Origin of the sequence: Afipia broomeae ATCC 49717, from assembly GCF_000314675.2 — a bacterium.
In the GTDB taxonomy this organism is placed as follows: Bacteria; Pseudomonadota; Alphaproteobacteria; order Rhizobiales; family Xanthobacteraceae; genus Afipia; species Afipia broomeae.
Window position 1 is genome coordinate 274,028 of the sequence record NZ_KB375283.1, and the last position, 22,172, is coordinate 296,199.

At 62.3% G+C, this 22,172-nt stretch carries 20 protein-coding genes; 4 read left to right on the plus strand and 16 right to left on the minus strand.

What is annotated here, in order from left to right:
- Nucleotides 1–23 precede the first annotated feature (23 nt).
- Entirely contained in the window at nt 24–1,028 is a 1,005-nt protein-coding gene (gene dgcA / locus HMPREF9695_RS13795; RefSeq protein WP_006021471.1) for an N-acetyl-D-Glu racemase DgcA, read from the plus strand.
- On the opposite strand, the gene HMPREF9695_RS13800 is transcribed toward dgcA, so the two are convergent.
- Entirely contained in the window at nt 1,025–2,284 is a 1,260-nt protein-coding gene (locus HMPREF9695_RS13800) for an MFS transporter (RefSeq protein WP_006021472.1), read from the minus strand. The genes dgcA and HMPREF9695_RS13800 overlap by 4 nt on opposite strands.
- A 64-nt stretch (nt 2,285–2,348) precedes the next feature.
- Between HMPREF9695_RS13800 and HMPREF9695_RS13805 the strand changes: the two genes are divergently transcribed.
- Nucleotides 2,349–3,368, plus strand: a complete 1,020-nt coding sequence (locus HMPREF9695_RS13805) for a hypothetical protein (protein WP_006021473.1) — start codon at nt 2,349–2,351, stop codon at nt 3,366–3,368.
- Between the two features lie 58 nt (nt 3,369–3,426).
- Here HMPREF9695_RS13805 and HMPREF9695_RS13810 read toward each other — a convergent pair whose 3' ends face one another.
- The 5 genes from HMPREF9695_RS13810 to thiD all read right to left on the minus strand — a co-directional run bounded on the left by HMPREF9695_RS13810 (nt 3,427) and on the right by thiD (nt 8,157).
- Nucleotides 3,427–4,407: a threonine ammonia-lyase gene (locus tag HMPREF9695_RS13810; protein ID WP_006021474.1), complete on the minus strand. Its 981-nt coding sequence runs from the start codon at nt 4,405–4,407 to the stop codon at nt 3,427–3,429.
- 63 nt (nt 4,408–4,470) lie between these two features.
- On the minus strand, nt 4,471–5,544 hold the full coding sequence (locus tag HMPREF9695_RS13815) for a glycosyltransferase family 4 protein (protein ID WP_006021475.1): 1,074 nt from the start codon (nt 5,542–5,544) through the stop codon (nt 4,471–4,473).
- The gene (locus HMPREF9695_RS13820; RefSeq protein WP_006021476.1) at nt 5,544–6,341 is read right to left on the minus strand and encodes a UDP-2,3-diacylglucosamine diphosphatase; all 798 of its coding nucleotides are present in this window, start codon (nt 6,339–6,341) and stop codon (nt 5,544–5,546) included. Before HMPREF9695_RS13820 ends, HMPREF9695_RS13815 begins: the two co-directional genes overlap by 1 nt.
- Nucleotides 6,342–6,398: 57 nt before the next feature.
- Complete coding sequence (locus HMPREF9695_RS13825; RefSeq protein WP_006021477.1) at nt 6,399–7,058, minus strand: class I SAM-dependent methyltransferase; 660 nt, start codon at nt 7,056–7,058, stop codon at nt 6,399–6,401.
- Between the two features lie 298 nt (nt 7,059–7,356).
- Entirely contained in the window at nt 7,357–8,157 is an 801-nt protein-coding gene (thiD, locus tag HMPREF9695_RS13830) for a bifunctional hydroxymethylpyrimidine kinase/phosphomethylpyrimidine kinase (protein ID WP_006021478.1), read from the minus strand.
- A gap of 305 nt (nt 8,158–8,462) precedes the next feature.
- Here thiD and HMPREF9695_RS13835 point away from each other — a divergent pair, with 305 nt between their 5' ends.
- Complete coding sequence (locus HMPREF9695_RS13835; RefSeq protein WP_006021479.1) at nt 8,463–8,705, plus strand: Lrp/AsnC ligand binding domain-containing protein; 243 nt, start codon at nt 8,463–8,465, stop codon at nt 8,703–8,705.
- Nucleotides 8,706–8,722: 17 nt separating this feature from the next.
- Here the strand turns inward: HMPREF9695_RS13835 and HMPREF9695_RS13840 are convergent, their stop codons facing one another.
- Together HMPREF9695_RS13840 and HMPREF9695_RS13845 are read right to left on the minus strand one after the other, a co-directional pair.
- On the minus strand, nt 8,723–9,700 hold the full coding sequence (locus HMPREF9695_RS13840) for a DMT family transporter (protein WP_006021480.1): 978 nt from the start codon (nt 9,698–9,700) through the stop codon (nt 8,723–8,725).
- A 130-nt stretch (nt 9,701–9,830) separates the two neighbouring features.
- Nucleotides 9,831–10,748 (minus strand): c-type cytochrome, encoded by a 918-nt coding sequence (locus tag HMPREF9695_RS13845; protein WP_006021481.1) that lies wholly within the window; start codon nt 10,746–10,748, stop codon nt 9,831–9,833.
- Between the two features lie 88 nt (nt 10,749–10,836).
- Between HMPREF9695_RS13845 and HMPREF9695_RS13850 the strand changes: the two genes are divergently transcribed.
- Nucleotides 10,837–11,265: a CHRD domain-containing protein gene (locus tag HMPREF9695_RS13850; RefSeq protein WP_006021482.1), complete on the plus strand. Its 429-nt coding sequence runs from the start codon at nt 10,837–10,839 to the stop codon at nt 11,263–11,265.
- Between the two features lie 96 nt (nt 11,266–11,361).
- Here the strand turns inward: HMPREF9695_RS13850 and HMPREF9695_RS13855 are convergent, their stop codons facing one another.
- The 8 genes from HMPREF9695_RS13855 to HMPREF9695_RS13890 all read right to left on the minus strand — a co-directional run bounded on the left by HMPREF9695_RS13855 (nt 11,362) and on the right by HMPREF9695_RS13890 (nt 22,136).
- Nucleotides 11,362–11,811 carry a cytochrome c gene (locus tag HMPREF9695_RS13855; protein ID WP_006021483.1) on the minus strand — a complete coding sequence of 150 codons (450 nt, stop codon included), beginning with the start codon at nt 11,809–11,811 and terminating at the stop codon, nt 11,362–11,364.
- A 115-nt stretch (nt 11,812–11,926) separates the two neighbouring features.
- Nucleotides 11,927–14,227, minus strand: a complete 2,301-nt coding sequence (locus HMPREF9695_RS13860) for a xanthine dehydrogenase family protein molybdopterin-binding subunit (RefSeq protein ID WP_006021484.1) — start codon at nt 14,225–14,227, stop codon at nt 11,927–11,929.
- A gap of 72 nt (nt 14,228–14,299) precedes the next feature.
- Entirely contained in the window at nt 14,300–15,829 is a 1,530-nt protein-coding gene (murJ, locus tag HMPREF9695_RS13865; RefSeq protein ID WP_006021485.1) for a murein biosynthesis integral membrane protein MurJ, read from the minus strand.
- 168 nt (nt 15,830–15,997) lie between these two features.
- Nucleotides 15,998–17,143 carry a DegT/DnrJ/EryC1/StrS family aminotransferase gene (locus tag HMPREF9695_RS13870; RefSeq protein ID WP_006021486.1) on the minus strand — a complete coding sequence of 382 codons (1,146 nt, stop codon included), beginning with the start codon at nt 17,141–17,143 and terminating at the stop codon, nt 15,998–16,000.
- A 42-nt stretch (nt 17,144–17,185) separates the two neighbouring features.
- Nucleotides 17,186–18,199 (minus strand): Gfo/Idh/MocA family protein, encoded by a 1,014-nt coding sequence (locus HMPREF9695_RS13875; RefSeq protein ID WP_024918896.1) that lies wholly within the window; start codon nt 18,197–18,199, stop codon nt 17,186–17,188.
- Between the two features lie 180 nt (nt 18,200–18,379).
- Entirely contained in the window at nt 18,380–19,792 is a 1,413-nt protein-coding gene (locus HMPREF9695_RS13880) for a mannose-1-phosphate guanylyltransferase/mannose-6-phosphate isomerase (protein ID WP_006021488.1), read from the minus strand.
- 24 nt (nt 19,793–19,816) lie between these two features.
- Nucleotides 19,817–20,833: an NAD-dependent epimerase gene (locus tag HMPREF9695_RS13885; RefSeq protein WP_006021489.1), complete on the minus strand. Its 1,017-nt coding sequence runs from the start codon at nt 20,831–20,833 to the stop codon at nt 19,817–19,819.
- A 19-nt stretch (nt 20,834–20,852) separates the two neighbouring features.
- Nucleotides 20,853–22,136 carry a nucleotide sugar dehydrogenase gene (locus tag HMPREF9695_RS13890; RefSeq protein WP_006021490.1) on the minus strand — a complete coding sequence of 428 codons (1,284 nt, stop codon included), beginning with the start codon at nt 22,134–22,136 and terminating at the stop codon, nt 20,853–20,855.
- Nucleotides 22,137–22,172 lie beyond the last annotated feature (36 nt).

Sequence of the window (22,172 nt, forward strand, 5' to 3'; positions counted from 1 at the left end):
CCTCACGAAAATCGATTTCACAAATGATGCCATCGCTGACACTCGCCGCCCGGATCGAGCGCTGGCCTATTGCCGGCGGCTTCACCATCAGCCGGGGCGCCAAGACAGAAGCCGTTGTGATTGTGGCCGAGGTAAGTCGCCAAGCCCCCAACGGTAAGGCCATTGTCGGGCGCGGCGAGTGCGTTCCCTATGCCCGTTATGGCGAGACGCCGGAGGGAACACTGGAGGCCATCCTCGCCATGCAGGGCGCGCTCGATGGCGGGCTGGACCGGTTAGGGCTGCAAGGGGAGATGCGTGCAGGCGCCGCCCGCAACGCGCTCGACTGCGCCCTGTGGGACCTTGAGGCGAAGGTGGCGGAAAAGCGCATCTGGGAGCTCCTTGGCCTCTCCGCGCCGCGCCCGCTGACCACGGCCTATACGATCTCGCTGGGGACACCTGAGACCATGGCGGAAGCAACCGCCAAGGCTGCCCGCCGCCCGCTGCTCAAGATCAAGCTCGGGGGCGACGGCGACGAGGCCCGGATCGCCGCCGTACGGAAGGCTGCGCCGGACGCCGAACTGATCGTCGATGCCAACGAGGCCTGGACCGACGGTAACCTGGAACGGCATCTCGCGGCCTGCGCCGCTGCCGGGGTGACGATGATCGAGCAGCCCCTGCCCGCCGGACAGGATCAGGCGCTGGCCAGGATCAAGCGGCCTGTCTCGGTCTGCGCCGATGAAAGCGTGCACGACCGCGCGTCGCTGGAAGGCCTACGGGAACGCTACGACGCCATCAATATCAAGCTCGACAAGACCGGCGGACTCACCGAGGCGCTGGTGATGGCCGAGTCCGCCAAGGCACTGGGGTTCGATCTGATGGTCGGCTGCATGGTCGCCACCTCGCTGGCGATGGCGCCCGCGTTGACGATCGCGCAGGGTGCGCGGGTGGTCGATCTCGACGGGCCGTTGCTGCTGGCCAGGGATCGCGATGACGGGCTGCGCTATGACGGCAGCACGGTCTATCCGCCCGGTGCAGAACTCTGGGGTTAGTCCGTCACCGCGTGGTGCGCATCGAGCCGCCGGCGTGCGGCGACCATAATGAGCCCACCGGAGAACGCCATCACGGCCATGGCGTAATAGACGCCCTCGCCGACTCGCGCATAGATCAAACCGGACAGCATCATGGTCAGGCTGGTCACCGCCCCCTGCGAGGCCACCATATAGCCCTGCGCGCTTGCGAGCATGTGATGCGGCACGTTGCGAACCATCAAGGCGACGGTGCCGACCTGCGTGATCCCAAAGGTCAGCCCGTGCATCACCTGCACCGCCGTGAGCAACTCGATCCGCGGCTCTTGCGCGGTGATAGCCCAGCGCACCACCGCGCTGACGGCACCGATCAGGACCATGACCGTTGGCGATAACGCGAGACGCGGCGAAATCGCGAACACGACGATCTCAGCGACCACCCCGAGCGACCACAGCGCCGCGATGGCGAATCCGCCAAATCCGGCATTCTGCCAGGTGATCGAGGAAAACGCGTAATAGGCGGCGTGGCTGCCCTGGATCAGGGCCGAGGCACCAATGATGGCGAGGAACAGCGGCTTCCGTAACAGGCCGCTGGCTCGCCCCTGCGGTGCGGTGCCGGCCGGCGGCGCATCCAGCGGGACAATGCCGAGACCAACAACGGCACTGAGAAGCGCGACTGCAACGATGATCCAGATCAGATTCTGCGGATCGATCACCTTGAACAGAAGGCCCGCAATCATCGCGAACACCACGAACGACGCAGACCCCCACAACCGCATCTGCGCGTAGTCGAGCCCGTGACGTGTGACGCCCTTTAGCGCGTAACCGTCCGTCAGCGGACTGAGCGGCGTCCAGAGGCAGGCGATAATGGCGTACACGATCAGGATGGTGAGCGGGTCGCGAAGCAGCCCCAGGATGGCAAAGCCAACGGCCGTGATGAACGCAAGCGCGATCATGGTCCCGCGCAGGATCTGGCGCTGCTCGGCCGCCGCTGTCACAAACGGCAAGACGGTAAAGCGGGAGAGCGATGGCGCGGCCGTGATGAATCCGATCCAGGACACGTCGACGCCGATCGCCTTCAGCCAGACCGGGAAGAACGGCAGGTGGACACCGATGATGCCGAAAGTCGAGGCGTAAAACAGGCTGATCCGCACGGCAAATCGGCGGGCGATGGATTGCCCGGCCGGGTGCTTTTGTGATTCGCTGGTGAGCAAGGGAATTGCGATTCGCTGCGGTTCGTGGTGATCGTTATCTAGCGCGTGTTCGGTGTATCTGGACATCGCTTTTGCGTGTGGATCGCGTCACCGCGTTTCTGTTCTACAGGTTTCTGTTTCACGGGTTTTCATGGCCAACGAAGCCTTCGCCCTGTCGCCGATCTCATCCCGCGCCGCGTCGCCGACCGACGCGGACTTCGAGGCTATTCGCGAGGCGTTTCTGGAGACCGCGCGCGGCCGCTGGTTTCTGGACGAATACACACGGCGCAACCGCAACGCCGACACCGCGATGGTGCTTGAAGCCGTCGCCCGCATCGAAAGCTCGCTCGCTGCCCAGAAAGAAGAACAGCGACAGCAGGCCGCTGTTGAAATTCCGCCGGTTGAACCGCCATCGAACGAGTTACCTGAGGCAATGGCCGCGGTCCGCGCCATCGTAGCCGCGGCCCGCGAAAGCGTGTCCGCGAGCCTGTCCGGTAGCGTGTTCGAGGAATCCCTCGCGCCGTCGCGCAAGTGTGCGCGGGTGATCCGCGAGATCGCCTGGGGGCTGCGCGAATCCGGTGCGGATGGACGAATCTGCTTTTTGCTCGAGTCGCAGGTCGATGCGATCAACGCCGCCTGCGATCACGTTGCAGCGGGCGGCATTCGGGACGGCGTGTTGCAAGCCTTCGATCAGGCTGCGCGCGAGATCGATGCCATTGCCCCCTCCACCATCGCGCCGCAGTGCGAGGCTGAATCCGTTGCGGCACCCCACGTCGCCGATACGGCCGCTATCGAGGCCTCCGATGAGGTGCAGATTGCCGCTGCCGATGAGGAATTGTTCGACGTAGCGGCCGTGTCTGAGGCTTCGTCCCCGGAGATGGCGACAGAAGCGGTGCTGCTGGTGGAAGAAAGCCTGCCGGTCGAGCTGGCAATTCCGGCGGAGGCGATCGAGGCGTCCGAGCCGGCGATGGCCATACAGTTGGAAATCCTGCCGGAAGCGCCCGAGCCGGCTCTGGAGATTGTGCCCGAGATCGCGATGACCGCGCCGGCATCGCTTGGTGAGAGCCTGATCGCCAGCGGAATTATCGCAAGGCCCGCGACGCCGCGCAGCGATCCGCTGGCGCCGATCCGGCGAATGAGCCAGGCCGAGAAAGTAGCCTTTTTTAGCTAAAGGCGAAGTTGTGACGGTCTTCGCCGCAAAAGGCGGGCAAAAGGCCGGATTGTGGCGCCTACTGAATCAGCTTCGCGTAGAGGTCCGCATCGACATTGCCGCCGGACAGGACGATGGCAACGGTCTTGCCTTTGGCGTTGAGGTATCCCGCAAGAAGCGCCGCCAGCGCGACCGCGCCGCCCGGCTCGACGACGAGTTTCAGTTCGCGAAACGCGAAGCCCACTGCCTTTGCGACTTCATCGTCTGTCACCGTGACGCCCTGCGCACCGAGCTTCTGATTGACCGCGAATGTGATCTCGCCGGGAATGGAAGCCATCAGCGCGTCGCAGATGGTGCGGCCCACCGCGCGGTGCGGCTCGCGATGCCCGGCCGCGAACGAACGCGCGTGATCGTCAAAGCCATGAGGCTCGACAGTGACCAGCCCCGCATCGGGAAACTTCGCTCTGGTTGCGAGCGCGATGCCTGCCATCAGCCCGCCGCCGGATGCCGGCGCGGATACGATGTCCGGTGCGACACCAAGCGCCGACAAATCCTCCGCAATCTCGCGGCCCACGGTGCCCTGCCCCGCAATCACCCACGGATCGTCGTAAGGAGGAACGACAGTCGCGCCGCGCTTGCTCGCGAGATCGCGAGCGATGGCATCGCGGTCTTCCTTGTCGCGGTCATAGGGAATGACCTCAGCACCGTAACTCTTGGTCCGCTCGATCTTGGACACTGGCGCATCGGACGGCATCACGATCGTTGCCGGCATGCCGAGAATCTGTGCCGCAGCCGCGACGCCCTGCGCATGGTTGCCGGATGAGAACGCGACGACACCGGCTTTGCGCGCCGCCTCCGGAATGGAAGACAATTTGTTGAAAGCGCCGCGAAACTTGAAAGAACCCGTTCGCTGCAACACCTCGGGCTTCAGAAACACGCGCGCGCCGACGAGCGCATCAAGCGCCGGCGACGAGATGAGACGGGTTCGCACCGCGACGGGCGCCAGAACACGCGCGGCGGCTTCGACATCGGCGTTGGTGGGGAGAGCAGGTTCGGTCATGGCGCATGTATAGCGCCCTCACCTGTCCCGGCAAGGTCATGCGGACGCGGCCGCCATGGGCGATCAGGCGGTTGGCAGGGATTCCGAGGTCAGCCGGAGCCGGCGGGCAAGACGGCGACGCCAGCGGCGCTTGACCTGCGGCGGACGCTCCCGCGTCACGTTGTCGATAAAGGCCTGCGCGCATGCGCCCCAGCTTCGGGATGCCGCGAATTCGCGGCAGATATCGCGCGGGATATTCAAGGCCGCCAGACATGCCGCCTGCAGATCATTGTTCAGCACACCGACCGGCGCGTCGCCGATCACATCGAGCGGGCCGGACACCGGCAGCGCCGCGACAGGCACACCGCTGGCGAGCGCTTCGAGCAGGACCAGACCGAAGGTATCGGTCTTGCTCGGAAACACGAACACATCCGCGGCGGAATACGTCTCGGCAAGCGCTTCACCCTGCATGGTGCCAAGGAACACGGCGTCAGGATATTTGCGCTCAAGCTCGGCCTTGGCCGGGCCATCACCGACCACGACCTTGGTGCCGGGCAGATCGAGATCCAGAAACGCCTCGAGGTTCTTCTCGACCGCGACACGACCGACCGACAGGAATATCGGGCGCGGCAGAGCGAGATCGAAATCGCGCGGCCGGAACAACTCTGCGTCAACACCGCGCGACCACAGCACCACATTGCGGAAGCCGCGCCCGCGCAGTTCATCTGCAAGCGCGGGCGTCGCCGCCATCACGGCATCGCTCGTTCCGTGGAAGAAGCGAAGCGCGGCCCAGACCCAAGATTCAGGGATCGGAAAACGCGCAGAGACATATTCGGGGAAGCGGGTGTGGAAACTCGTGGTGAACGGCACCTTGTTCTTCTGGCAATAACGCCGCACCAGAATCCCGATCGGTCCTTCGGTCGCGATATGGATGTAGTCGGGCTGCGCCTCTTCGATCATGCCTGCAATCTTGCCGGGCCGCGGCAATGCGACGTGCAGGTCGGCGTAGCTCGGCAGCGAGATCGTGCGAAAAGATTCCGGCGTCAGGAATTTGACGTCGACGCCCATCGACGCGGCGGCTTCCGCCATCTTGGTCAACGTGCGAACAACGCCGTTGACCTGCGGGTGCCACGCGTCGGTCGCGACCAGGATACGCATCAGGCGGCCTGCGCCGTGACGCGCGGTGCGGGCTGCGGCCGGCGCACCGGGTCGGTCCAGGTCAGGATTTCAAAGCGGCCATCTTCGTGCTCGACAAGCGCCGTGCAGCTCTCGACCCAGTCGCCGCAGTTCATGTAGCGGATGCCGTTCTCGTCCCGGATCGTCGCGTAGTGAATGTGCCCGCAGATCACGCCGTCCGCGCCGTGGCGCTTTGCTTCGCCCGCCAGCGTCTGTTCGAACGCGCCGATGTAGTTGACGGCGTTCTTCACCTTCAGCTTGGCCCATTGCGACAGCGACCAGTAAGGCCGGCCGAACAGCTTGCGGAACGCATTGACCATGCGATTCATCTGAATCGCAAAATCGTAGGCCCGATCGCCGAGATGCGCGAGCCATCGCGCGTTCTGCACGACAAGATCAAAGATATCGCCGTGAATAACGAGATACTTCTTGCCGTCCGCACCTTCATGAATCGCGGTCTCGACAACTTCGACGCCGCCGAAATGCGTGCCGTAATACGAGCGCAGGAATTCGTCGTGATTGCCGGGGATGTAGATGACCTTGGCGCCCTTGCGGACCCTGCGCAGCATCTTCTGCACAAAGTCGTTGTGGGATTGCGGCCAGTGCCAGTTCGATTTCAGCGCCCAACCGTCGATGATGTCGCCGACCAGATAGATGGTATCGGCGTCATGGCAGCGCAGAAAATCAAGAAGGCGGTCGGCTTGCGAGCCGCGGGCTCCGAGATGGACGTCGGAGATAAACAACGTGCGAAAGAGCCGTTCTGGACTACTGTCGCTCATAGCCTGTCTTTCCATGGGCGAGCGCTTATCAGAATCGCATGACAGTCCGATGACGGACTAGGCAGCCTGCGAGCTGACAGTTCGCTCGAAACAAACAAGTGTGTAGATGCCGAACGGCGCAACTTTGCGCCGCTCGACGAGGGTCGTGCCTGCGTTTGATTGCGCCCATGCCTGAAGGCGCGCGAACGGAAATTCAGGCCGCAGGCCGAGCGCACGGGTTTTCTGCGCCGCCCAGCGCTCGACAGCCGCCGCGACGCCGACTTCCGAATAGAGATGATTAACGAGGATGATGCGGCCGCCGGGCTTCACGACGCGGTGGCACTCGGACAGCACCTGCTCCGGATTGGCGACCAGCGTGATTACGAACTGCGCCACGACGCAGTCGAACGTCGCATCGCCGAAGGTCATGTGATGGGCGTCCATCTGGTGGACCGCCTTGACGAACGGATACTTGCCGCTCGCCATCTTCGCGCGTGCCTTCTCCAGCATCGGCGCGCTCATATCGATGCCGGTGATCTCGGTGCTGCTGTCGTAGTCGTCGAACGACAGGCCGGTGCCGACACCCACTTCCAGAATTTTCCCGCCGATGGCCCGCGCGGCGGCGGCGGCTGCACGCCGGCCTTTCACCATGACCGGACCGCAGACCGCATCGTAGATCGGCGCCCAGCGGGCATAGGCGGTTTCAACAACGGATTTGTCGAGATCGGTCGAGCTCATCTTGGTTCCAATAAGCGTTCTGAAGAATCAGATTTTGTTTCGCTTAATGGCGATTAGCAGCGGAGTACGACAAACAGGCGACAAACGCGTCAGGTTGTCGCGTGCTCTGAGCCGTTCGCAACCTCATCTCCAGGCGCGATGTACTCCCTCTCCCCCGTGGGGAGAGGGTTGGGGTGAGGGGGTCGGTAAATCGAGAGATTCTACGCCCTCAACCGCCCATCTTCGCTCGCTGCGCGAGCTTCGCCGGACGACCTCTCCCCACGGGAGAGGTGAAGGGAGCCACTCTCAGGCTTCGCGATCAATCGAACGCATGAAAGTGGTGGATGGGCCCGTGGCCATGACCCACGTCGAGCCGGTCGGCTGCAGCGATGGCGGCACTGACATAAGCCTTGGCGTCGCGAACCGCGGTTTCAAGATCGCGCCCTTTGGCCAATCCCGCAGCAATGGCCGACGACAAGGAGCAGCCGGTGCCGTGCGTGTTGCCGGTGGCGATGCGCGGCGCAGCGAGCCGGATCACGGCGCTCGCATCGATCAGATAATCCGTGCTCTCCGGTCCATGCCCGTGACCGCCCTTGATCAGAACAGCCGGACATCCCATGGCGAGCAATCGCCTGCCCTGCTGTTCGATATCCTGCCCGCTCTCTGCGATGCTCTCGTTCAGCAGCGCGGCGGCCTCCGGCAGGTTCGGCGTAATCAGGCTCGCGCGGGGAAACAGCTTTGTCCGCAGAGCATCGATGGCATCTGGCGACAGCAGCCGGTCACCTGACGTCGCGACCATGACCGGATCGACAACGACGTGTTTCGGCGCCCAGCGGCCGAGACCGGCCACGATGGCTTCGATCGCTTCCCGGCGCGCGACCATACCTATCTTGACGGCCTTGACGTCGAGATCGCTGAACACCGCATCGATCTGCGCTGTGATGAAATCCGCCGGCACATCATGAATGCCGGTGACGCCCGTTGTGTTCTGCGCCGTCAGCGCGGTGATCGCGGACGCGCCGTAAACGCCGCACGCCGCGAACGTCTTGAGGTCGGCCTGAATCCCGGCGCCGCCGCTCGAATCCGAACCGGCAATGGTGAGCGCAATCGGTATGCTCATGGCTCTCTCATCATTCGACCGAACTCTCAGCGGCCTGCATCAAGGCTCTAGATCATTTTGACTGGGGAGAGAAGCATTGCCACGCAGGCAATCTGCTCCCTCTCCCCGCCGGGGAGAGGGTTGGGGTGAGGGGGTTCGATATGATGAGGGATTCTACGCCCTCACCCGGCTCGCTTCGCTCGCCGCCCTCTCCCCACGGGAGAGGTGAAGCAAGAAGAAACGTCCGGCAACCCGCCTTGCCACGAGGATCGGATTTGGCTCTATTGCGCTCCAAGAGCCAATATTGCCCTGCCGGAGACACAGCGATGGTGCCCTTCTTTGTCCAGATCAAATGCAAGCTGGGCCAGTCCTATACGGTCGCAAACGCTATTGCCGAGGCAGAGATCGCGTCGGAAATCTACTCGACTGCGGGCGATTACGATCTGCTGGTCAAGTTCTACGTCGACAGCGGGACCGACATCGGCCATTTCGTGAACGAGAAGCTGCAGGTCATCCCCGGCATCCAGGACACCTACACCATCATCACGTTCAAGGCCTTCGGAACGTAAGTGGTCAGGCCGGCTCTTCAGGCGGCCTTGGCCTCGTCGGACACCGGCGCGTCCGGGTTCTCTTCATCGTCCGCCATGGTGGCGATCGCCGCGACCGGCGTATCGCGCAGCCGTTTCAGCCCGAGATAACGTTCGCGCAGGATGACGAAAATTCCGGCGCCGGCGACAACGATCGCGCCGATCACGACATAGAGCGTCGGCACTTCACCGAAGAACCAGTAGCCGAGCAGGAATGCCCACAGCATGGCCGTGTAATCGAACGGCGCCAGAAACGATGCCGGTGCGAACCGATAACTGTCCGTGAAGAAAATCTGGCCGAGCCCGCCCGCGATGCCGATCCCGGCGAGGATCGCAACATCCTGCCAGGTGGCCGGCATGCGCCAGCCGAACGGCGCGGTCAGCAGCGACACCAGCAACACCAGAAGCGTCATGAAGATCACGATGGACGACGTCGTCTCGGTCGCCGTCAGGCGACGGATCTGGATCGACGCCCCGCCTGCGGTGAATGCGTTGGTCAGCGCGAACAGAATTCCAACGATCATTGACGCCGTCAGCGCGGCGTGATCGCGGAAGTAAGGCATCAGCATCAGGATCACGCCGCAGAAGCCGAAGGCGACGGCGGACCAGCGATAGGCGTGAACCTTTTCCTTCAGGAACACCGCCGCGAAGATCACCGTGATGAGCGGCGACGCGAACGCGATGGCGGTGAAGTCGGCAATCGGAATCCGGGCCAGCGCGGCGAAGGTGGCAAACGTGCCGACCACGCTGAAGACACCGCGCAGGAGATGATCGGACGGCCGCTCGGTCCGAAGCGCCCCCTTGAGCTGTCCGCGCCAGCCGAAGACGACAAGAATCGGGATCAGCGCAAACACTGAACGGAAGAACGCGACCTGACCTTCCGGATAGGCCCCGGCCAGATAACGGACCTGGGCGCCCATCACCGCGAACATCAATGTGCTGGCGACCTTGAACGAAACGGCTTTGACGATATTCATGGAAAAAGTCGAGATTCCTGCGGCAATTCCGGGCCGACAAAGCACGGGGTGGCGATCCGGGAAACCCCGCTCCCAACATGGCTTTTGGCCGGGGTATGCAGGGCTCTTTCCGCCCCGAACTGACCCCGCCTCAGGTCTTCTTCTTGGGCCGCACCGGCCCGTCCACCGCCGGCAGGGACTTGATGTAAGCCGCCATCGCCGCGAGATCCTCCTCGCTCAACTGCGATGTGTTCTTGATCACGCGCGCCATTGAGCCGCCCGCGGTGTCGCCGCTGGGCAATTCGCCGGTCTTGAGGAACCAGGCGAGTTCCTTCTCGCTCCAGTCCTTGAGGCCCTTCTGGGTAATGTTGGGCACCCAGCCCTCGCCTTCGGGATTCGGGCCTCCGGCGAAGCGCTGCGAGGACACAATGCCTCCGAGGAAATTGCGAGGGCTGTGGCACTCGGCGCAGTGGCCCAGTCCGTTGACCAGGTACGCGCCGCGATTCCACGCCGCTGACTGCTTCGGGTCTGGCGCGAACGGCTTGTCGTCCATGAACAGGAATTTCCATCCGCCTATGAGGCGGCGGACGTTGAACGGAAAATTCACATCGTGAGAACGCGGGCGCCCGGACAGCGGCGGCAAGGTTTTGATATAGGCGAACAGGTCGCGGATGTCGTTGTCGGTGGCGTGCGTATACGACCCATACGGAAACGATGGATAGTAGTGCTCTCCGTTTGGCGAGGTGCCGTGCTTCACGGCCGTGACGAAATTCGCCTCGCTCCAGCTACCGATCCCGTTCTGCTTGTGCGGCGAAATGTTCGGCGCATAGAAAGTGCCGAACGGAGATGGAATAGCCAGCCCGCCGCCGAGCATGGTGCGCGGCTCGCCCACCACTGCATGGCATGACGCACAGCCCCCGGCGTTGAAGACGGCCTGTCCGTTGGCGATGTTTGGCGAATAGGCCGGCAACGCCTCGGCGGAAACCACAGCCGGAACGGTGACGAACCAGAAAACTCCCAGACCGGCAGCGAGCGCAACGATCGCCAGCAGGAAAAGCTTCCGAAACATAAGTGCCCCCAGAGAAAACGGCAGGAACTAAACGGCCTCGGCCAGTGTTCAATCGGTATTGGAAAGCCAAAAACTAAGGGAGAAAACGATGAACAGCAAAGCAATTGCGCGTGGAGTCCTTGCCATCGGCGCTTGCGTCGCACTCAGCGGGCCGGCTTTCGCCGAGAAAATCAGCATGAAGGCCAATCTGACCAGTGCCGCCGAGGTACCTGCCAACACCAGCCCCGGCAAGGGCACAGCGGACGTGACCTACGATACCGCAAGCAAGATGCTGACCTGGAAGACGACCTATTCCGGCCTCACCGGGCCCGCCACCATGGCGCATTTTCATGGCCCCGCCGAAGCCGGCAAGAACGCTCCCGTCATGATCCCGTTCAAGGACGCCGCAAGCGGAGCCGAAGGCAGCGCGACCCTGACCGATGCGCAGGCCGCTGATCTGATGGCTGGAAAGCTGTACATCAACGTCCACACCGCAGCGAATCCAGGCGGCGAAATTCGCGGGCAGGTCACGAAGTAGTTTCGCAGCCGAGATCTTACCGGATAACAAAAGGGGCGGATCGCTTGAATGCGACCGCCCCGTGATCATTGGCCTGAACTGGATGAAATCAAGCCGTCACTTCAGCTTGACCCGGTAGGTTTCGTGACAATCGTTGCACCGGTCGTTGATGGTGGTGTAAGCCGCCTTCAGACTATCCGCATCCTTGATCTTGCCCTTGGCATCCGCAATGGCCTTGGCAACCGGAGGAATTTTCGATTCGAAATCCGCCTTGTTCTGCCAGATTTTTTGCGACGATCCATAGTCCGCACCGAAAACATCTTCCTTCGGATTCACCGCAAAAACATTCGCAATCTTTCCGACATTCTCTTCGAGTTGAACCAGTGCGGCATCGATAGCCGCCTGATCGTAGGCGGACTGGCCTCTCACCGTGCGGCCGAGCACCCCATACATCGGTCTCGCCAGTGTCTTCATCAGCTTATCCTGCTGCTCGGCGATGTCTTGCTGGGCGGAGACAGCCGTCACGCCGAGCAAGATCGCGGCGGCCACAAGAACGGAACGGATCATCAGGATATTTCCTTCCCTCGGTTTCAAAATTGTTCTTTCCGCAACACCTGGCAGAATCCAACATTCCCGTCGCGAACTGACAAGCCCAACAATTTCTTTGTGTGGCGGGAATTTTTTACAATCGGTGCTCGCGGCGGCTTTTCGCGATCGCCATCCAGACCCGCTCCGCGGTTGCCGGCATGTCGATATGGTCGATGCCATACTCACGGTAGAGACCGTCGATAATCGCATTCACCACCGCAGGACACGAGCCGATCGCGCCCGCCTCACCCGCCCCCTTGACGCCAAGCGGATTGGTCTTGCACGGCACGTTGTGGGTTTCGAACTTGATCGACGGGCCGTCGGCGGCGCGCGGCAGCGCGTAATCCATGAATGTGCCGGTCACGAGCTGGCCGTCGGCGGCGCCAGAAACCGCAGCCTCCATCAGGGCCTGCCCTATTCCCTGCATGGTGCCGCCGTGAACCTGCCCCGCCAGCAGCAGCGGATTCAGCGTCACTCCGAAGTCATCGACGATGACGTAATTCACCACGTGGATCACACCGGTCGCCGGGTCGATTTCGACTTCGGCGATGTGGGTGCCGTTCGGATAGGTGCCGTCCGCACTGCTGAAGGTGGCGCTTGCGTTGAGCTTTGACGGATCGGCACGCTTGGCGAGGTCGGCGAACGAGATCGTGCGGTCGGTGCCGACAATCCGGATCGCTCCATCGCGAAATTCAAGATCTCCTACGCCGGTTTCCAGCGCGTCTGCGGCAATCTCTTTCAGATTTTCACCAAGCTTGCGCGTCGCCCGTTCCACGCTGACGCCGCCGGACGGAATCGAGCTTGAACCGCCAGTGCCAAGACCGGTCGGAATCTCGTCCGTATCGCCCTGATGGATATGCACACGCTCCGGCGCGATTCCGAACTGCTCGGCGACGAGTTGCGCATACGCGGTCTGATGCCCCTGCCCGCTGGACTGGGTGCCGATCAGGATCGTGACATCGCCGTCGGGATCGAGCCGCACCTGCGCAGTTTCCTCGCCCATCGTGCCGCAGACTTCGACATAGGTGCCCATACCGATGCCGCGCACAAGGCCCTGTTTCTTCGCCGCCTTGGCGCGCCTGGGAAATTCCTTCCACTCGGCAATGTCCATGGCCCGCTTCATGTGCGCGGCGAAGTCGCCGGAGTCATAAATCTTGCCGGTGGCGGTTGTGTACGGCATCGCGCGCGGAGAAATGAAATTCTTGCGGCGGATCGCGTCCGGCGTCATGCCCAGCTTGCGCGCCGCTGCATCGACCAGGCGCTCGACCACATAGGCGGCTTCCGGGCGTCCAGCGCCGCGGTAGGCATCCACCGGCACGGTATTGGTGAATACCGTGCGGACGCGGCAATGAAACGCCTGAAGATCGTAGAGGCCCGGCAGCATGCCTGCGCCGCCATGCGGAATGTACGGCCCGAAGGTCGAGAGATACGCTCCCATGTCGCCCATCAGGTCGACGTCCATGCCAATGAATTTACCGTCCTCCGCCAGCGCCATGCGCGCCGTGGTGACATTGTCGCGTCCCTGCGCGTCGCCGACAAAATGATCGGCGCGCTCCGCGGTCCACTTCACCGTTTTCTTCAGCTTGCGCGCCGCAACCGCCGCGAGCGCATACTCGCGGTAAGGAAACAGCTTCGTGCCGAAACCGCCGCCGACATCCGGACAGATCACCCGCATCTTCTCGACAGGAATATTGAGGACGTTCTGGCAAAGGATATCGCGCAGGCGGTGGCTGCCCTGGCTGCCGATGGTCAGCGTCAGATGATCGCGCTTCGCATCATACTCGCAAACCACCGCGCGGGTTTCCATGTAGTTCGTCACGATGCGCGGATTGACGATGGTGACTTCCGCCACCGCATGCGCCTTGGCGAAGGCGGCCTCGGCTGCTTTCTTGTCGCCGATCGACGTGTCGAACAGAATATTGCCGGCATGATCGGGCCAGACCTGCGGCGCATCCTTCTTCACCGCATTGACCAGACCGATGGCGGCTGGAAGTGCCGTCCATTCGACCTCGATCGCCTCAATGGCGTCGCGTGCCTGCTCGACGGTATCCGCGACAACGAAGGCGATGGCATCGCCAACGTGACGCACCACGTCGCGCGCGAGGATCGGATACGGAGGCCCCGTAAAAGGCTCGTCAGGCAGGTTGAACAGACAGGGAAGACTGCCGAGCTCCTGGATGTCGTCGGCGGTGAGAATCGCCCCAACGCCGGGGAGCCCTCTGGCACGCGACACATCGATCTTGAATTTTGCATGGGCGTGCGGAGACCGCAGTACCAAGGCATGCATCGCCGCCGCCGGCGTATAATCGTCCGTATAACGGCCCTTGCCGCGAATGAGCGCGTCGTCTTCCTTGCGCAGGACGCTCTGCCCGACACCGAATTTTACGGGAGCCATGCTATCTCCGGCTGCGATCTGGAACGTTTCTAACGTCCATCATGCAGCGGAATGGAAGGAAGCGCAAATGGCTTACCCGCGAATCAGCGCTGTCAGCCATCGCTTTCCGAACAGCAGCAACACGCTGCCGCCGTAAACAATGACGCCGACCACGATCAAAATTCCGAGAGCAGTTTCATCGCGAAGCGATGTCATCCCCGCCAATGCTGTCGCCGCCCAGCGGGACGCGAGCCACAGGGCCGCAGCCAATACGACGCCCGCTGTCGCGAACTTCGCCAAGGACACAAGAAAAGCCCGATCGAAGACGAAGAACTTGCGGCGCACCGCAAAGAGCACAACAAGCAGCAGATTGACCCATGCGCCAACAGCGGTGGCCAGCGCGAGCCCGATTTGCGCCAGTGACCCGACCAGCGCGAGTTTCAGCCCGACATTGACGGCCACGCCGGTCAGCGCAGCCTTGACGGGTGTCGCGGTGTCCTTGCGGGCATAGAAAGTGGCGACGGCGCTCCTGATCAGAACAAACGGAATGAGTCCGACCGCGTAGGCCGCGAGCGTCGCACCGGCGGCGGCCGCATCGGCTTTCGAGAATGCGCCCCGCGCAAACATGGCGCGCATGATGACATCTGGCACGACAAGAAAGGCGGCGACGAAGGGGACCGAGAATAGCAATGTGAAGTCGAATGCGCGCCGCTGCGAAGCAATCGCGCCCTCATGATCGCCGGCGGTAATTCGCCGTGACATTTCCGGCAGCAGCACGGTGCCGATGGCAATGCCGATTACCCCGATGGGCAACTGGTTGAGCCTGTCCGCATAATACAGCGCCGATAGCGCACCGGCGGCCAGGAACGTCGCAATGATCGTATCGGCGAACAGCGCGACCTGCGTCCCCATCGAACCCAGCGTCGCAGGACCAAGCGCGCGGAAGAACCCGCGCACATCTTCATCGAGCTTCAGCGAGGTGAACTTGGGGAGAATACCGTGAACCTTGGCGTCGCCTGCAAGCAGGACATATTGCAGGAAACCCGAGATCAGCACGCCCCATGCCGCCGCATGTCCGGCGGTCGGAAAGAACGCGGCCAGCGCCAGCGTCGCCATCATCGACAGGTTCAGGAAGATCGGAGCCGCCGCCGCGCTGGCGAACCGGTGCATGACATTGAGCATCCCGCCATACAGCGTCACCAGCGTGATCAGCAGCAGATAGGGAAACGTGATCCGGGTGAGTTCGATCGCAAGATTGCGCTGCGCCGGATCGTCGGTGAAGCCCGGCGCGAGGATCGACATCGCCTGCGGCATGAAAACCATCGCCAGGACCAGCAGCACGACCTGCGAAACGAACAGCAGGGTGAAGATGCGATCGCTGAACAGCTTTGCCGCGGCCTCGCCGCGCTCGCCATGGACATGCGCATAGGCCGGCACGAAGGCGGCATTGAAAGCCCCCTCCGCAAAGATCGCCCGGAAGTGATTGGGGAGCCGCAGCGCCACGAAAAAGGCATCGGCCAGGGGGCCGGCGCCGAGGATCGCCGCAAGCATGATGTCGCGCGCGAACCCGGTGACCCGCGAAAGAAGGGTATAGCCGCCGACGGTGAAAATGCGTCCGAGCATCCGCTAGTCCTACCGCATGATGTCCCGTTCGCGAACCGGTGAAGTCCTGCCCTGCCCTGTCATGGGCGGATTTATTCCGGCCATCCACGTCTTTTTGACGTTGCCACCAAGACGCGGATGCCCGGGACAAGCCCGGGCATGACGATCATCTGGCAGTTCTGGCAAAATTCAGGACAGCGCGTCGCGCACAGCCTTGATGACGCGGTCCTGCGCAGCCTGATCGAGGTAGGCATGCATCGGCAGGCTGATGACATCCGCGGACAGTTTCTCGCTGACCGGGAGCCCGCCCTCCACGGTCGGATAGTGCTTGTAGGCCGTCTGCTGGTGCATGGACTTCGGGTAGTAGATCGCGGTCGGAATGCCCTGCGCCTTGAGGGCATCGGCGAATGCCTCGCGGCCGCCCTTGGGCAGGCGGATGGTGTACTGCGCCCAGGTCGACACATTGCCGTCCGCCACACGCGGCGCGATCACGATGTTATGCAGCGCGTCGAAATAGCGGTTCGCGACCTTATTACGCGCCTCGATCTCGTCGTCGAAAATCTTCAGCTTCTCGATCAGGATCGCGGCCTGCATGGTGTCCAGCCGCGCGGTCAGACCGAGACGGACGTTGTCGTATTTCTCGGTGCCCTGCCCGTGTACCCTGATGCTGCGCAGGCGCTCGGCAAGATCGGCATCGTTCGTGAAGATGGCGCCGCCGTCGCCGTAGCAACCGAGCGGCTTGGCCGGAAAGAAGCTGGTCGCCGTCGCCAGACCGAACGTACCGAGACGCTTGCCCTTGTAGGTGGCGCCGAAGGACTGCGCGGCGTCGTCGAGCACGAATAGACCCTCGTTTTTGGCGACTTCGGCAATGGCGTCATGGTCCGCGCTCTGGCCGAACAGATCGACCGGCACGATCGCTTTTGGATTCAGGCCGAGCTTGCGCGCGGTCGCGATGCCCTTCTTCAGGGACGCGATATCCATGTTGAACGATGTCTCATTCACATCGACAAACACCGGCGTTGCACCGGCCAGTGCGACCACTTCGCCGGTGGCGCAGAAGGTGAACGATGGACAGAGCACCGCGTCGCCGGGGCCGATGCCCTGCGCCATCAGCACCATCAACAACGCATCCGTGCCGCTGGCGCAGGCGACAACATGCTTTGCCCCGCAATAGGCCGCGAGATCGGCCTCAAGCTGGGCGACCTCGGGACCGTTGATGAACTGGCAATGGGTCAACACGCGCGCAACGGCGTCATCAATCTTCGTGCCGAGACGGCGGCGCTGCGCACCGATGTCGATAAAGGCCACGGGTTCTGATCGCAGATGCTGGTTCATGGTGCGTGCCGAATCCATTCCGAAAGATGTTCGATGTTGCCGTCAGCTCGCGACGGCGCGCGGTCCCTTGCGCAGCGGCGCGGCAATCGAGCCGGCCGGAGCATCGAGACACTTGATCGCAATTTCGAGGCTTGCGACGCCTTCGTCGCCGGTGACCGCAGGCGCATTCCCGCTGCGCACGGCATCGAGGAAGGCAACCAGTTCGGCGCGCAGAGGCTCGTCATGGCCAACCGACAGATGCCGCATCGAGTAGCTGCCGTCGCGCTGGAAACCGAAGCATTCGGTCACCTGCCGCGTCAGCAAGTCGCCCTGAACGTACTTGCCGCGCGTCGCCACGGTGACGCTGCGCGCCTTGAACGGCGTCAGCCAATTGGTGTTGATATGCGCAAGCACGCCGGAGGCGGTGCGGAACTGAAGCAGCGCGATGTCTTCGCGCTCGGCAACGGCGCTCGCAAGCTGCGGCTGCACGTCAACAATGTCGGATTCCGTAAACCAGCGGATCAGGTCGATGTCGTGGACCGCGAGATCGATCACCACGCCGACATTGGACATGCGCGGCGGAAACGGGCCGACGCGGGTAATCGCAATCGACAGAATTTCCTCATCCTTGATCGCCTGCTTGATCGCCGCCACCGCCGGATTGAAGCGCTCGACGTGACCCACCATCAGCGTGACGCCGGCGCTGCGGGCGGCGGTGACGATCTCGTTCCCTTCCTCGACAGAAGACGCGATCGGCTTCTCGACGAGGACGTGAATCTTTCGCGCGATGCAGGCGAGCGCAACATCGCGGTGAAGATGCGTCGGCGCGGCAATGGTGACCGCATCGGGTCCGGTGTCGAGCATCTCTTCAAGAGTCGCGAAAGTCGGGCAGCCGACGATCTCTACCGCGCGGGTGCGATGCGCCTGAAGCGGATCGACAATGCCGACAAGTTCGACACCGGGCAGACCGGCAAGCACGCGGGCATGATTGGTGCCCATGACACCCGCGCCAACAACGCCAATGCGCAGCGCCTTTTCATTGCCAGCCGTATTCTTCGTCGACGCCGTCGAACTCATCATCTGATTCCTTGAAACCGGGCACGAGTCACCTGCCCACTCGCCGCAAATGTCCTAGCATGCCGTCACATGTGTGGCGAACGAACGAGCCCGGAATTCGGACACGTTTTGATTCAAAGAATTACATCGGCGGCCGGCGTAACCCGTTGAAAACCGGAATATTTTCAGAAGGATTCCCGTTTACGAGCGCCGGTAGTCGTCCTCGATGCGGATGATGTCGTCTTCGCCGAGATAGCTGCCGGTCTGGACCTCGATCAGTTCCAGCGGAATCTTGCCGGGATTCTCCATGCGATGGACGGCGCCGATCGGGATGTAGATGGACTCATTCTCGTGAACCATCTTCTGCATCTCGTTCACCGTCACCAGCGCCGTGCCGCGCACGACGATCCAGTGTTCGGACCGGTGGTGGTGCTTTTGCAGCGACAGACGGCCGCCGGACTTTACGATAATCCGCTTCACCTGATGACGCTCGCCGATATCGAGCGATTGGTATGACCCCCACGGCCGATGCACCTTGAGATGGTCTTCGGTCACCTGCGGAGCCACGGTTCGCAGCTTGCCGACCAGCCGCTTCAGACCATTGGGATCGTTCTGGCGGGACACCAGAATGGCATCCTGCGTCGCCACGACAACAAGATCATCGACGCCTTCCAGCGCCACCAGCGCCTTGTCGGTCGAGACATTGCAGTTGCGCGAGTCCTCGAACACCGTCAGCCCCTGCGAAACATTGCCGTGCTCGTCCTTGTCCGACAGCTCCCACACCGCGTGCCAGGAGCCGACATCGGACCAGCCGCAATCAACCGGCACAACGGCAGCCTGGGTGGTTTTTTCCATGACGGCATAGTCGATCGAGATCGGCGTCGCTTTCCCGAACGACTCGAGCGGGAGCGTGACGAAATCGAGATCGCGGCCGGCGTTGGCCACAGCATCGACGAGCGTGCTAACGCTGTCGGGATCGACGCCGCGGTATTCATCAAGCAGCATCTGGGCGCGAAACATGAAGTTACCGCAGTTCCACAGATAGCCGTCGGCAACGTAGCCCGCCGCGGTCGCGGGGTCCGGCTTCTCGACAAATTTCGAGACCTTCCGAACGTCACCGGACACAACCTCGCCGGGCCGGATGTAGCCGTATTCGGTCGCGGGCCGCTCCGGCAGAACACCGAACGTGACGATGCTGCCGGCATTCGCAACGCTCAGCGCTTTCCGGCAGGCGTCGACGAACGCAGCCGCATCGCGCACCACGTGATCCGCGGCCAGCGCCAGCACAACCGCATCCGGATCGCGGGTCAGCGCGAAAGCCGCGCCGGTGGCGATCGCAGGACCGGAATCACGTCGCGCCGGCTCGAGAAGAATATCCGCTTCGAGCCCGATTTCACCGAGCTGCTCGAGCACCATGAAGCGATAGGCCGCGTTGGTAATGACGATGGGCCGCACGAACAGCTTCGGATCGCTTACGCGAAGCATCGTTTCCTGAAAGGTCGAGTTCGAACCGAACAGCCGAAGGAATTGCTTGGGACGCCCTTCGCGCGAAGCCGGCCACAGCCGCGTGCCTGCACCGCCGCACATAATCAGTGGAATAATTCGCTCGCTCATGCGTCCTCAAAATGTTTCAGAGGCTTATAGCCGATGATAGTCGCGAAACCACGCCGAGAACCGCGCGATGCCGTCTTCGATCGTGGTGGAAGGACGGAAACCGACTTCACGCATCAAATCATCGACGTCGGCGTAAGTGGCAGGCACATCACCCGGCTGCATCGGCAGCATGTCCTTGACCGCGGTGCGTCCGAACTCCTTTTCAAGGAGCGCCACGACCTTGAGCAATTCCTCGGGATGATTGTTGCCGACATTGAAAACCCGCCAGGGCGCAGCACTCGTCCCGGGATCGGGAGCTGCATTCGGCGCCTTGGCCTGTCCCTTGGGGGCGTGATCGATCAGCCGCACGATGGCTTCCGTCACGTCATCGACGTAGGTGAAATCGCGCTGCATGTTGCCGTGATTGAACAGCTTGATCGGCTGCCCCTCAAGAATGGCCTTGGCGAACAAGAACATCGCCATGTCCGGACGGCCCCACGGCCCGTACACCGTGAAGAACCGCAGGCCGGTAGAGGGAATGCGGTAAAGATGGCTGTAGGCATGCGCCATCAGTTCATTCGCCTTCTTCGAGGCGGCATAGAGACTGATGGGATGATCGACGCTGTCGTGCACCGAGAACGGCAGCTTGGTATTGGCGCCGTACACCGATGACGACGACGCGTACAGCAAATGGCGGCATGCATTGTGCCGGCAGCCTTCAAGGATATTCGTGAAGCCCTGAAGATTTGCGTCGACATAGGCGTGGGGATTTTCGAGCGAGTACCGCACACCCGCCTGTGCCGCGAGATGGATGACCACGGGAAAGCGGTGGGTGCTGAACAGGTCCGCCACGCCGGCCCTGTCGGCGAGATCGAGCTTGACGAAGCTGAAGGCCGGATCGTTTTTCAGCACGTCGAGGCGCGCTTCCTTCAGTTTCGGATCGTAGTAGCTGTTGATGTTGTCCAGTCCGACGACACGGCGGCCGGCCTGCAAGAGTTTCTGCGTGACGTGGAAGCCGATAAAACCCGCGGCTCCCGTAACGAGTATTGTCTCATCCGACATTCTTTTCACCATCCAGCAATCAAGGGCGCCACAACTCGATACCGGCGGGCAGTCTGTCGCGATCGAGCCGCATCTTGACGTCGAGAACGAGACCGCTTCCGCCCTTCAACAATTTCTGGATCATGGGCCATCCCGCATCGACGTAAGTCTTGTGGGCGACCGCGACGATGATTGCATCGGCGGGCTGCAACGAATCCGAATCAATCAGCTTCACACCATACTCGTGCATGGCATCCGCAGGATCTGCCATCGGATCGCTGACCTGCACATTGAGGCCGAATGACTCCAGTTCACGGATAATATCGACGACACGCGAGTTGCGTGTATCCGGCACATCTTCCTTGAAGGTCAGTCCGAGAATTGTAACGATACCGCCGCTGCTCTTACGCCGCAGCAGACCTCTGATGCATTCGCGGGCAACGCGCTGGCCCATCCCGTCATTGATGCGGCGCCCCGCCAGAATAACTTCAGGATGATACCCTGCCCGCTCCGCACGATAGGTCAGGTAGTAGGGATCGACGCCGATGCAGTGTCCGCCGACGAGACCCGGCTGAAACGGCATGAAATTCCATTTGGTGCGCGCTGCGGCCAGCACGTCGCCGGTGTCGATGTTCAGAGCCTGGAAGATCAACGACAGCTCGTTCATGAAAGCGATATTCAGATCGCGCTGCGTATTCTCGATCACCTTGGCAGCTTCCGCGACCTTGATGGACGGCGCGCGGTGGATGCCCGCGGTCACAACCGACCCATAGACGTCGGCGACGATGTCGAGGGTTGGCGCGTCCTGCGCCGACACCACTTTCATGATGGTCTCGAAGCGGTGCTGCTTATCACCGGGGTTGATACGCTCGGGCGAGTAGCCGACCTTGAAATCATCTCCTGCCTTGAGGCCGGATGCTTTCTCCAGAAGCGGCACGCATTCGTCTTCGACAGCGCCCGGATAAACGGTCGATTCATAGACGACGATATCGCCCTTCTTCAGCACGGTGCCGACCGTGCGTGAGGCAGCGAACATGGCGCCGAGATCGGGCTGGCGCGCTTCATCGATGGGTGTCGGAACCGTCACAATAAAGAAGTCGGACGAGGCCAGCGCACTCACGTCGTGCGTGAACGAGAGCGACGCATGGCGCAGATCGGCGGCCGCGACTTCGTTGGTGCGATCATGAAAATTACACAGTTCGGTGATGCGCCGCTGATCGATATCGAAACCGGTCACCGGAACCCCGGCGCGGGCAAAAGCGGCCGCGACCGGCAATCCGACATAACCCAGTCCAATGACCGCAATTTTGCGCCCGTGTGTCACGCGTTTCCGTCCCCAAGCCTCAACAGGCGTCACCCA